7 protein-coding genes are annotated in these 13,082 nt (G+C 56.9%); 4 read left to right on the top strand and 3 right to left on the bottom strand.

Going from position 1 to position 13,082, the window contains the following annotated elements; all coding sequences use genetic code 11:
* Positions 1-1,377: an alpha-amylase family glycosyl hydrolase gene (locus tag ACTQXM_RS07235; RefSeq protein ID WP_441535646.1), complete on the bottom strand. Its 1,377-nt coding sequence runs from the start codon at positions 1,375-1,377 to the stop codon at positions 1-3.
* 286 nt (positions 1,378-1,663) lie between these two features.
* On the opposite strand from ACTQXM_RS07235, the gene ACTQXM_RS07230 reads away from it, so the two are divergent.
* From ACTQXM_RS07230 to ACTQXM_RS07215, 4 genes are read left to right on the top strand one after another with little or no spacing between them, the layout of a single operon-like run.
* Positions 1,664-4,246, top strand: coding sequence for a dynamin family protein (locus tag ACTQXM_RS07230; RefSeq protein ID WP_441537436.1), 2,583 nt, complete (start codon positions 1,664-1,666; stop codon positions 4,244-4,246).
* Positions 4,247-4,255: 9 nt separating this feature from the next.
* Positions 4,256-7,687 carry an ATP-binding protein gene (locus ACTQXM_RS07225; RefSeq protein WP_441537435.1) on the top strand — a complete coding sequence of 1,144 codons (3,432 nt, stop codon included), beginning with the start codon at positions 4,256-4,258 and terminating at the stop codon, positions 7,685-7,687.
* On the top strand, positions 7,687-8,391 hold the full coding sequence (locus ACTQXM_RS07220) for an HNH endonuclease signature motif containing protein (protein ID WP_441547633.1): 705 nt from the start codon (positions 7,687-7,689) through the stop codon (positions 8,389-8,391). The genes ACTQXM_RS07225 and ACTQXM_RS07220 overlap by 1 nt, the downstream gene beginning before the upstream one ends.
* The gene (locus ACTQXM_RS07215; protein ID WP_441537433.1) at positions 8,384-8,752 is read left to right on the top strand and encodes a DUF6985 domain-containing protein; all 369 of its coding nucleotides are present in this window, start codon (positions 8,384-8,386) and stop codon (positions 8,750-8,752) included. The genes ACTQXM_RS07220 and ACTQXM_RS07215 overlap by 8 nt, the downstream gene beginning before the upstream one ends.
* 220 nt (positions 8,753-8,972) lie before the next feature.
* Here the strand turns inward: ACTQXM_RS07215 and ACTQXM_RS07210 are convergent, their stop codons facing one another.
* Together ACTQXM_RS07210 and feoB are read right to left on the bottom strand one after the other, a co-directional pair.
* The gene (locus ACTQXM_RS07210) at positions 8,973-10,169 is read right to left on the bottom strand and encodes an MFS transporter (RefSeq protein ID WP_441537432.1); all 1,197 of its coding nucleotides are present in this window, start codon (positions 10,167-10,169) and stop codon (positions 8,973-8,975) included.
* A 126-nt stretch (positions 10,170-10,295) separates the two neighbouring features.
* Positions 10,296-12,707: a ferrous iron transport protein B gene (gene feoB / locus ACTQXM_RS07205; RefSeq protein WP_441537431.1), complete on the bottom strand. Its 2,412-nt coding sequence runs from the start codon at positions 12,705-12,707 to the stop codon at positions 10,296-10,298.
* Positions 12,708-13,082 lie beyond the last annotated feature (375 nt).

The following is a 13,082-nucleotide window of genomic DNA, read 5'->3' as shown; positions in this document are numbered from 1 at the left end:
CTAGGCCCTCAACAGATAGCGCACCTCGTAGGGCGCAAGTTCAAGAGAGCCCGTCAGCTCGACCGTGGGTGCATCGTCGGCAAGTAGGTCGACGAAGGAGCCGTTGAGTTCGCCGGCTCCAAAGGTATAAGGCTCGTTCACGGCATTGACCGCCACGAGCACCGTCGCGTCGTCGCAGGCGCGCTCGAACAGCAGCTGCTTGTTCTGGATCACCACGTTGCGATAGGCACCGTAGTTGAGGGCGCGTGCCGCCGCGTCGTCGGCCGAGCGCAGGTGCGCAAGCTGTGTGACGAACGCCGTCAGCTCGTTGGGTGCAGGCTCATCGAGCGCAGGGCGCAGCGCCCAGTCGCCATCGGGGCCACCCTTTTCGCCAGCAATTCCCCACTCGCTGCCATAGTAGATGCACGGGATGCCCGGCATGCCAAAGAGCATGCCATAGGCGGGACGCAGGCACGACTTGTCGGTAAGGATGCTCGCCAGGCGTGGCACGTCGTGGTTGTCGACAAACGACAGCAGGTGCTTGCCGCGGTAGATGCACCACGGGTCGCCGCCAAACTGACGGTGCAGCGAGTGGGCGATCTCGAACATGTTGATCGAGTTAAAGCTGGAGTACAGTCCCTTGTAACACTCGTAGTTGGTGCAGGAGTCGAGCATCTCGTCGTTGACGATCTGGTTGTAGTCGCCGTGGAGCGTCTCGCCGATCAGGACAAAATCGGGTTTGAGCTCACGGACAAAGGCGTGCAGGCGGCGCATAAAGTCGCGGTCGAGCATATAGGCGACGTCCAGGCGCAGACCGTCGACGCCAAAGACCTCGGCCCAACGGCGCACGGACTCGAGCAGGTAATCGACCACGGCGGGGTTTTGCAGGTTGAGCTTCACGAGCTCAAAATGGCCTTCCCAGCCCTCGTACCAAAAGCCGTCGCCGTAGCACGAGTCGCCGTCAAAGCTGATGTGGAACCAGTCCTTGTAGGGCGAGTCCCACTTGCGCTCCTGCACATCGCGGAAGGCCCAAAAGCCGCGACCGACGTGGTTGAAGACGGCGTCGAGCACCACGCGGATGCCGTGGGCATGCAGCGTCTCGCACACGGCGGCAAAGTCGGCATCCCCACCCAGGCGACGGTCGATGTGGCGCAGGCTGCGCGTGTCGTAGCCATGGCTATCGGACTCGAGCGGTGGGTTGATGAGCACAGCGCCAATACCTAGTTCCTGCAGGTAGTCGGCCCATTGGGCGATTTTCATGATGGGGGCATCGGGGTTGGGCGCGTCGTTGGCAGCCTGGGCAAGCTCATCCTCGGCAACGGGCGCGGCGTTTTCGCGCGGAGCTCCACAAAAGCCCAGCGGATAGATTTGATAGAACGTCGTCTCGTATGCCCACATAGCAACCTCCCGGTAAGCTCAACACAACGACATACATTGTATGCCCGGCGGGATAGCTAATTTGGGACGGGGCTGTTTTAGCTACCCCGACCCTCTCCTAGGTTGTGATTAGGCGACGGGCTTTGCGCGGCGGATGGCTGGAAACAGCACGGCGATGGCGAGGATCTTGCCAAATAAATGGCACCGCTGAGATGCCGCTGAGCGAATAAAGAGGTGTCCGCACGAGTGGCTATCCTATGATGAAGGCGGCATATTCCCACACCTGACCTACAAAGGTAGTTGAACGATGGCAGACATTAAAATCAAGATCGTCAGCAATCCATATCAAGAAACTGTTCGGTTCTTCCGATGGGATAACGGCTGGCAAGAAATAACGACATCTACAAATCCCAATAGCGCGCTCCATAGCACGAAGATCGTTAATGGTTTCTTCCCCTTTAAGGCCGAAGAGATCATCGACATCCTCGCCAAAGAGTTCGGCGGCGGCGACAAAATCGAATTGCATTTTGAAGGCGCGGATGACGAATGGCAGGAGTTGCTCGCCATCTGCACCGAAGGGCCACGCGCCAACACATACGAGGCCATACGAGACGAGCGTTATCTATCAAACGCCCGAGACGTCTTGCCAGAAATTGTCGAAGTCTTCAGGGAAATCCAGGGGCTTGTAGACGAATCAGTCTCCGAGCGAACAAAAGTCTCTGAGCAAATTAGAAAGTTCACCGATGTCTCGAGCGACATCATCCCGCTGTGTGTACTCGGCAGCTATAGTGCAGGCAAATCGACGTTCATCAACGCCCTCATTGGCATGGAGATCCTTCCCAGCGGCGACGAGCCTGTAACGGCCCGCATATTCCAAATCAAACGTTCAAAAGACCGAGATCGCGCGATGGTTCAATTCTCCTGTGGCAACAGGCGATTCTTGCTGCGCTTTAATCTTGATGGCCTCATGGAAAACAAAGAGCTTGTGGGGGAGCCCCTATACGACATGATCGCAGCCAAAGTCGCCGATTCCATGCCCGGCATGGCCTCCCATATGAACAGCGCTCTCAAGGTTCTTAACTCATATCATGCCGATGAAGACGACCGGACTATCTCCGATCTGATCAGAATCGAAGTCCCCTTTAGCGATACCGACCCGTGGCCCCATGACAGGGAGTTTGTCATCTTTGACACCCCGGGCTCAAACTCTGCCTCCAACGCCGATCACGCCCGAGTGCTCAAACAGGCAATGGAGGGCCTCTCAAATGGCCTTCCCATTTTCGTTGCGGAGTACAACTCGCTCGATACGAAGGACAACAAGAACCTCTCCAACGAAATAGAGCAGATCCCCGCAATCGATGAACGCTTTGCCATGATCGTAGTCAACAAAGCAGATTCCGCCGACCTTCCCAAAGGCGGATTCGACGATGAAGCCGTCTCGCAAATCATGCGTTGGTCCATTCCGGCCAGCCTTTACGGGCAAGGTATCTACTTTGTTTCTTCCATCCTCGGCCTAGGCTCAAAGAACTCCAGCGAGTTTATAAGCGACAACTATGCCGAAAAATTCGAAGACCAGCAGCGTAAATACACCGATCCGACAAGCCGCTTCTACAAAACGCTCTACCGCTACGACATCCTTCCAGGACAGATCTCGCGCAGAACCAACCGCGAATCCGAGGCTTGCAAGGACCTCCTTCTTGCCAACAGCGGACTCTTTTGTATCGAAAACGAGATACGCCTGTTTGCCGAGCGGTACTCCGCATATAACAAATGCAGCAGGTCGGAATCGCTCCTACAAGATATTGTCAGCATAACCGAAGAAGAGATTGCCAATAAGAAAACCGACCTCGAACAAAAGAAAGCACAGCGAGAAGCCGAGCTCGAAGAGGATAAGCGCAATCTCATCAACCAGCTCGAAGACTGCAGAGAGCATGCAAGGCTGGACTCCTCGGCCAGCTATGCCAACGCCATCGACAGGAACGTTTCCGCCGAGCAGTGGAAAACCAACCTTGACACGCTTCAAGCACGTCAAGGCGCCATTACCGAAGACAAGCGAGAGCGCCTCGAATACTCAAAACGATCGAACGCAGCCGCGCAAGCGTTTGACTCAATCGCCCCTAACTTTTTCAATAGGCTCGGCGATTCGATAAAAGGAAGCTCGGCAAACACACAAAAGGACGTCGGCTCTCACCCAACATTTGGGTTAGCGGAGGTTGGCAAAGGCCTTTGTGATGACATCACCGATGCGCTCCAAAAAAGATCCGACGCAAAGGCTGCCGAAAGAACAGCCGACAAAGATGCCGCCGACCAGCTCTTTAACGAGGTCATCAATCACTATGACGAATGTACCGAGCAAATAGCTCGGACCATCGATGAACTGTCGCAAAGCTATTGGAAAGATTGCGCAGAGCATAGCCGCGATGCCCTCTATCGCATCGCTACCAGCAGCGACAATCCTCTTTCCGAAGAGAAGCGCCGAGAGGTCGGCGATATCATTCTTAAATATCGTGGCCTCGCGCTCAATAAGACAAAGGGTCCCATTTTCAGCAAGGCAGACTTTACCGAACTGAAGCTCATGGACCGTGTCATCTTTAAATCTGACAAGCTTTTGCTTAGGAAAGTCGAAGACAAATTCAACCGCGAAATCTCACGGTGTTTCTGCGAAGCACGCGCCGAAACAGAGCGCGAGCATACCTACGGCTTTACCGAATGGCTCAACGAGCTGCTCAGCCAAATTACGAGCAATATCACCGACTACAACCCGGTGCTCCATGGCCATGTCGAAGGCATCAACAGGCAAACCGCGGAGATCAACGCTCTCGAGGCAAAACTCGAGACGCTCAATAATCGAAAAGAGTACATTGCGCGCGTCATTAATTGGAAGGAATAGGCTGATCGCATGGGCATCAAAAACGCGATTATGCGCGCTGCCGATAAAGCCGGCAACGCGGTCGCAACCGTCTCGGTACTCAGCAGCTCCCAACTCGATGAGGTCGACAAAAAGCGAACAGCATACTTGTCAGAAAAGCCGAATCCGGCAGACGAGCAAGCTATCGAGCTCACCAATCGGCTCTTGGCAACTGCCGCCGTTGAGCTTCACAACGCCTATCTGCCGCAGCTACGAAATGTATACGCGCCGATTGACCCCTCTATCGAATACCCCACGGGCTTTAACGCCGACAACAACATCCGCTTCATGAATATCACGAAGTGGGTCGTCGACCCCAACGAGGACAGTCTCGAGAAGCTCGTAAATGTGTACGACGTTCTCTCTGACGAAGATTGCAACATTGCGCTGGTTTTTAATCGAACCAGCGCAAGCACCGAGGTATTCCTTGCAGTCGTCAACAGCGACAATGCCCGCGACAACATCGACGCCGATAATTTTTCCCGGCGCATGTCGGATGCCTTGAGGGGCAACTTCCCCGGTTCCGAAGTGGGACCCGCCAACCGAGGCCCCATTCCGTGTCTAGACAATCGACGCTCGTCTTCGGTTGCCGCCGTTTCGAATATTCCGGCCGAAAAGAACGAGAAGTTCGTCACGCAAACCATTGAAAAAGTTCTTGACGGCATTGTGCCTGGCAGGCCGAGCGAAGACTACACTATCGTGCTGCTCGCAACCCCGATCCATGATATCGAATCGCGCAAACTCCGTCTCGCCGAACTCCACTCACTGCTGACGCCCTATGCCTCATGGACGACCAACTATACCTACCACCAAAACGACTCCATCGGATCGTCCGCGACGGTTGGCATCAATGCAGGCGTGAGTGCCGGCAGGCAGGTGGGGAGCAATCAGGCTGTTGCTCAAAACTACAACGAAACGGACTCGACAAACAAGTCGACCTCGGAATCGAGCAACGAGAGCGTAACCGACTCGTCCACATCGACCGAAAGCATCACGGATACGGTCACCGATGAGAGAAATGAGTCCTCAAGTGGAAGCATAGGCGTAAGCGTATCCGCAAGCCATACCGAGGGCTCGTCACACTCCACATCTACGTCTAAAGGCACAAGTTCATCTACCGGCAAAGCCATATCAAACTCGCTCGGCAAAGCCGTTACCAGCGGCGTTGGCAAGGCTGTCTCTAAGGGAGCGTCCGTAACTTCCGGCGTTTCGCAGGCCGTAAATCTTGGCGCCAACTTTGGCGGATCATTCGCGCGCTCAAGCACGGTCACCGCTACCATCGGCGCCGACGAAGGCATCACACAGACGTTCAAGAATTACTCCATCCAACACGCGCTCGAAATCCTCGAGTTGCAAATGAAACGCTACGACCTCGCCTCGGCACTCGGCATGTGGGACTTTTGCGCCTACGTGCTGTCAGAAGACCACAACGTCGCGAATAACGTTGCCCACACCTACCTCGCCCTCACCCAGGGCAAAGAGTCCTATATGTCTCAGGCTGCGGTAAACCTCTGGCGCGGAGACCTCGGAGAGCAAAGCGCCGACGCTGCGGCAGTCTGTTCCTACCTTCGCGATTTGCGCCACCCTGCTTTTGCCCTCTCCCCCGCCCTGCTCGATCAACATCCAAGTTTTTCGGTTTACCCAGCAACAGTCGATGCAACGACCGCCCTTTCGGGCAAAGAGCTTGCCTACTCGCTCAACTTTCCCAAGAAATCCGTCCCAGGGCTGCCCGTTATCGAGTGTGCCTCTTTTGGACGCAATGTCTCAACGTTCGATGGCACGCAGCCCCAACAAGGCCTTTGCATAGGCAAGGTTTTCCATATGCATCGCGAGGAGCGCATTAGGACGTTCCTGTCAAAAGACTCACTTGCCTCGCACACCTTTGTTACGGGCAGCACCGGCGCAGGAAAGACCAATACCGTCTGCCGCATCCTCGATCAGGCGCTCGATCAGCAGGTCAACTTTCTTGTCATTGAACCTGCCAAGGGCGAATACAAGGACGTGTACGGGGGCCGCGAAGACGTAAACGTCTTTGGAACCAATCCAGAATTCACACCGCTCCTGCGCATCAATCCTTTTAGCTTCCCGTCCGGCATCCATGTGCTGGAGCACCTCGACCGACTCGTTGAGATCTTTAATGTTTGCTGGCCCATGTACGCCGCCATGCCCGCCGTCCTTAAAGACGCTGTCGCCAGGTCATACGAAGACTGCGGATGGGATCTTGCCGCTTCTGATAACCCGTATGGAGCCGATCTCTTTCCCTGCTTTGCAGATGTTGCCCGCAACGTCCGCGAGATTCTCGACTCCAGCGAGTACGATGCCGAAAATAAAGGCGCCTACAAGGGGTCGCTGCTCACGCGTCTCAACTCGCTCACCAACGGGCTCAACGGCATGATGCTTTCGTCGAACGAAGTCGATGCTAGCGTGCTTTTTGACGCCAACACAGTCATCGATCTATCGCGCATTGGCTCCGCCGAAACAAAATCCCTACTCATGGGTCTTCTTGTACTCAAACTTCAAGAACATCGCATGGCCGAGAAAAAGGACATGAACCAGCCGCTTCGCCATCTGACCGTGCTTGAAGAGGCGCACAACCTGCTTAAGCGATCGACGAGCAACCAAGGCTCGGAGAGCGGCGACCTGACAGGCAAGAGCGTCGAGATGATCTCAAATGCCATCGCCGAGATGCGCACATACGGCGAAGGCTTCATCATCGCCGACCAGGCGCCCGGCCTTCTCGATATGGCAGCCATTCGCAACACAAATACCAAGATCATCCATCGCCTGCCCGATCTTTCGGACCGCGAGCTCGCCGGTCGCGCTGCCAACCTCAACGACCAACAGATCGTCGAGCTGGCACGCTTGCCTAAGGGCGTTGCGGCCATTTACCAAAACGATTGGGTTGAGCCGGTGCTCTGCAAGATCGCCAAAGCAGAGGATGGCGAGCACTTTACGTACAGCCGCCCCATCGAAGACACCACAGACAACCAACACGATGACGCTCTTTCCGTAGCGCGTATGTTGGCATACGGCATCAGCATCGGAACCAAGGCGGAGCTGCATAGCATTCGCGAACGGCTCGATCGCCTCCATATCGGCTCGTCCACAAAGGTCAGTATTCTGCGCACCGCTCAAAACCCGCCCAACGAACCGCACATGACCAAGCTGGCGCCCATTATGAGCGCGCTGTTCCCCGATGTCGTCAAAACGGTCGAACGTGAGCTCAAGAGCAGCAATGAAGCCGAGCAATTGACAAGAGCGGCAGAAGCGGCGCTCGGGGCTTCCATCAACCGCGATATCGACAGCCGCACCAGGCAGGTCATCATTCAGGGCATCATGACCGATGTCTTGTGCCTGCAAATGCAAGATACCCAAGCATATTCCGATTGGCACAACTGGAACGAGAATAGCGAGGTGAGCTAATGACATTTAAGCTAATGGAGTTCACGCAAATGAAAATCGACGAACCCAAACCAGGCGATAAACTTGGGTTCAATCCCGATAAACTCATTGGCCCCGAATCAAAGGAAACCAAAACAGAAGTTAGCGATATCGACCGAGCGGACCACATCAATCCTGACAAATTGATTGAATCCTCAGTGGAATCGTGTGACTACCCTTCTACTTATGAGGAACGGCTGGACCGTACACCGACCATGGAGAATCCCAATGGCAAATGGTCGAGCGATCGAGGGGAGTCGATGTTTGTTCCCACAGTCGATAGGGTTTGCGAGATTCTTCGAAACAAAGGTCTTGAGGGCATCAATTACAGGGATGGAATTCCTGACTTCAACCCTATCTCTGAGGCGAAAGTAACCATACAAGGCATGAGCCAGCATAGGCTTTCGCAGATGGGTGAGAACGGCGAGCGCATTGTCGGCAACTATGAAAAGGCAGACATTGAATGCGCAAAAGCTTGGAACCTTGAGCAACGCGATGGCAAAGAAGACTGGACCAATAAAGACGTCAAAAAATGGCGCGTGGCAAACGGGTACACCTGGCACGAGCACAATGACATGAAAACGTGCTACCTTGTTCCGACCGAAGTTCACGACGTATGCAGGCATCTCGGCGGCGTAAGCGAAATCAAAAATATACTGAATCAGATTGGCGGCTTCGATGACTAACAGCATAAATCTGTGGGGCAGAGATTTCTCGCTCCCCGTCTATTACGAGTGCGACTCGGACCAAGGCGTCCTCGACATTCAAAAGGAAGCAAAGGACGCCCTGCTTGCAAGCTGGGATATCGTTGAGGACAGCAAGGAAGCGATCGAAGATTATTGTCTCGAAAGAGACGGCGATCAGATTGAGGGCCCCATTACAAACATCTTTAGATACGTTATTCCGACCAGCATCGTGGTACTTCGAAGCGATGATGCTCGCAAAGCAGCGCTCATGTGCAACTATCGCTTTGACCCCGAACACGGACTTGCTGCGGTATTTGAGAACGAAAAACTTACAGCCGTCGTCCCCCAAGACGAGCTCTAGGTCGATCATACGCAGACAGAAAAACGAAAACCGAGGCCGCTCCAGTACATACCGGAGCGGCCTCGGCCTCTTTTACGTATGCTCCGCGAGGTAGCTAAAATAGCCCCGTCCCAAATTAGCTACCCCAGCCCCTTTCTAAGTTGCGGTGAAATAGGGACTGTTTGCCTGGTTTATTGGGCCCAGCAGTCCGTATTCCACCGCAACTGATGAGGGGACGTGATTAGGCGACGGGCTTTGCGCGGCGTATGGCCGGGAACATCACCGTGATGGCGAGGATGACGCCCACGACGGCAATCGCCCCGCCCACGGAGCCGATCCAGGCGATACCGGGGCCCGAAACCACGGCGCCGCCGATCGCGGTGCCCGTGCCGATACCCAGATTAAACAGGCCCGAGAAGATCGACATGGCGACAGCCGACGAATCCGCGGGCGTGTACTTGATGAGCTCGGCCTGGAACGCCACATTGAAGGCCGTGGCGCAGCAGCCCCACAGCACGCAGACGGCAAGCACTGCTGCGAGCGACGATGCGGCCGAACCTATGAGCAGCAGGGCCGCTGGCACGCCGGAGAGCGTGACAGCCAAAAACGGGAAGCGGTGCCCATCGAACAGGCGGCCAAACAGCCAGCTGCCCACCAGACCGGAGCAGCCAAACGCCGTCAGCGTCATGGTAATGGCGCCCGCGCCGACGTGCGCGACCTGCGCCAGGAAGGGCTCGATATAGCTGTAGCCTGTGTAATAGCCGGTCGCCATAAAAACCGTGACCGCGTAGAGCGCGATGAGGAACGGGTTCTTGAGCAGCTCGGGCAGCTGTTTAACGGCAAAGCGCTCACCCGCCGGCATGGCCGGGAACACCGCTGCCTGGTACACCACCGCGGCGGCAGAGAAGGCCCCGACCACAGCGAATGTCATGCGCCAGCCCACAGCCAGCCCGATGGCGCGGCCGATCGGCAGGCCAAAGATCTGTGCGATGGACGAGCCCGTGGCGATCATGCTGATGGCGAGCGCCCCGTGACGGGTGTCGACCAGGCGCGAGGCCATAATCGAGGCGACCGACCAGAACACGGCATGTGCGCAAGCGACCACCAGGCGTGCACAGACCAAAATAGGATAGGTGGGCGCCACGGCGGACAGGAACTGACCCAGAGAGAACACGGCGAGCACGCCGAGCAGCATACGCTTGAACTCAAAGCGCGAGGCAAACACCATAAGCGGCAGCGACAGCAGCATGACGCCCCAGGCGTAGACCGAAATCATGATGCCTGCCTGGGCCTCGGTGAGCGAGAACGATACGGCAATATCAGTCAGAAGGCCGATGGGCATGAACTCCGATGTGTTGAACACGAACGCGCAGCAGGCGAGCCCGATAAGCGGGAGCCACTGCTTGAGCGAGATGCCATCTTGTCTTGCCTGAGTCATGTAGGAAACCTCTCCGATTGTCTTGGGCGGTGGGCGATTATATAGCAACGGCCCCGCATCCGTCAGCACAGATGCGGGGCCGCAATCAACAACTCAATACACAGAGGTTGCGCTGTCAATAAATAGCTAAGCCAACCCCAGCAATATGCCCACCGAATGCACGACAAACGCCACGATCCAGGCGACCGTCACCTGAAACGCAAACACGGCAACGGCATAGCGCGCGCCCAACTCGCTCTTGACGGCACCGATTGCCGCCACGCAGGGCGGGTACAGCAGCGTAAAGACCAAGAACACGTAGGCGGTAAACGGCGAAAACATGGTCGACAGCGCCGCGGGTGACGTTGCATCCAAAAGCACGGTGAGGGTCGAGATGACGCTCTCCTTGGCGATAAGTCCGGTGACGAGCGCCGTGGATGCACGCCAGTCGCCAAAGCCAAGCGGCGCCAACGCCGGCGCGATGATGCTACCCAGACCGGCAAGTAGACTCTGCGACTGATCGGCGACCACATTAAAGCGGATGTCAAACGTCTGGAGGAACCAGATGACCACGGTGGCGGCAAAGATGATGGTAAAGGCCTTGGTAATAAAGTCCTTGGCCTTATCCCACGCCAGCATCACCGTCGTCTTGATGCTCGGCAGGCGGTAATTGGGAAGCTCCATGATAAACGGCACCGGGTCGCCCTTAAATGCCGTGCGGTTGAGCACCAAAGCCGCGATGCAACCGACCGCAATGCCAATCAGATAGAGCGAGACCATGGCTGGGACCGTCGCCTGCGGGAAGAATGCTCCGCACAGCAAGCCGTAAACCGGCAACTTGGCCGAGCAGCTCATGAACGGCGTGAGCATGACCGTCATCTTGCGATCATGCTCGGATGGGAGTGTACGGGTCGACATGATAGCCGGCACGGTGCAGCCAAAACCGACGAGCATGGGCACAAAGCTGCGGCCCGACAGGCCAAAGCGACGCAGCACCTTATCCATGACAAAGGCCACGCGCGCCATGTAGCCGGAGTCTTCCAGAATGGAGAGGAACAAGAAGAGCACGACGATAATCGGCAGGAAGGTCAGCACGCTGCCCACGCCCGTAAGCACGCCGTCGACAGCCAGCGAGCGCACCACGTCGTTGGTTCCAAACGCCTTGAGACCCGCATCGGCCGAGGCGATGATGGCAGCGATGCCGTCCTCCATAAGTCCCTGCAACGCCGCGCCGATCACGCCAAACGTCAGCCAAAAGACGAGGCCCATGATCACCAGAAACGCCGGGATGGCCGTGTAGCGACCCGTCAGGATACGGTCGATCTTAACGGAGCGCACGTGCTCGCGGCTCTCGTGCGGCTTCACCACGCAGCGCCCGCACACGTCGCCGATAAAGCTAAAGCGCATATCGGCCAGCGCGGACAGGCGGTCGGTGCCAGCCTCGCCCTCCATCTGGGTAATGATGTGCTCGATAGCGTCAAGTTCGTTGCGATCCAGGTGAAGTGCCTCGGTCACCAGCTCGTCGCCCTCAACCAGCTTGGTCGCCGCAAAACGCACCGGAATGCGGGCCGTCACGGCATGGTCCTCGATCAGGTTGGCAATGCCGTGGATGCAGCGATGCAGCGCACCGCCGTCCGGGCCATCGGGCGCGCAGAAGTCCAGGCGACCCGGGCGCTCGCGGAACCGCGCCACATGCAGAGCGTGATCCACCAGCTCGCCGATACCCTCGTTGCGGGCAGCGCTAATGGGGACAACAGGCACGCCCAACAGGCTCTCGAGCAGGTTGACGTCCACGGCGCCGCCGTTGGCCGTCACCTCGTCCATCATGTTGAGCGCGATGACCATGGGGCAGTCGAGCTCCATAAGCTGCAGCGTCAGGTAGAGGTTGCGCTCGATATTGGTGGCATCGATGATGTCGATGATGGCGTCGGGATGCTCGTCAAGGATGAATTGACGGCTGACAATCTCCTCGCCCGTGTACGGCGACAACGAATAGATGCCGGGCAGGTCGGTAACGCTCGCCTCGGGGTGGTTACGGACAGTACCGTCCTTGCGGTCGACCGTCACGCCGGGAAAGTTACCAACATGTTGGTTGGAACCCGTCAGCTGGTTGAACAGCGTGGTCTTGCCGCAATTTTGGTTGCCGGCGAGGGCAAAGTGCAGCGGCGCGCCCTCGGACACGGCCGTTTTTGCCGCGCGGGGCGAATACGTCCCCTCACCGAGCGCCGGGTGCTCCGTCGTGCCGATTGCGGCGTTAACGCGCGGGCTCGTATCGGTGTCGTGAATACCCACGAGCTCAATGCGAGCAGCATCGTCTTTGCGCAGCGTCAACTCGTAGCCACGCAGGCGAATCTCGAGCGGGTCGCCCATGGGGGCGTACTTCATCATGGTGACTTCGGTGCCCGGCGTTAAGCCCATGTCCAAAATATGCTGTCGGAGTGCCTGATCGTCCGATGCCACCGATGCGACAACGGCGTCCTTCCCAATCTCGAGTGTATCGAGCTTCACGTCCGTGTTCCTCCCCCGACGCCCACAGGGCGTTGCATTTATGTTCACCATTGCTAACCGTTTGCCATGGCTAACCAATTTTAACCATGCATGATAGCGCGAACATACAGCGACGTTCAATCAACAGATTGTTGCAATGGGGACAGATCGCTTTGCCCAATAGATGCGATGCGGAACAACCAGGCGCGGGAGGGGATTCCGGGACACGGTTTCCCAGACGGCACCCTTTCGGAAACCGCACCCCACTATTCAGGCGAATTCCGGGATGCAGTTTCCCGATGGGGGCTCCTGGGGAAACTGCATCCCACTCCGAAACGGGACTGCGGACGATTTCTTGGACCGTTACGCGGCCCTTCCCAGCGCGGCGCGGAACTCGGCCGGCGTGCGGCCGCCGAGCGCATCGCTGCGCCTCTCCGTATTGTATCG

The organism is Collinsella sp. LCP19S3_D3, from assembly GCF_052121455.1.
GTDB lineage: Bacteria > Actinomycetota > Coriobacteriia > Coriobacteriales > Coriobacteriaceae > Collinsella.
Note: the sequence above shows the minus strand (reverse complement) of the source record. Positions and strands in the feature narration are given on the sequence as shown.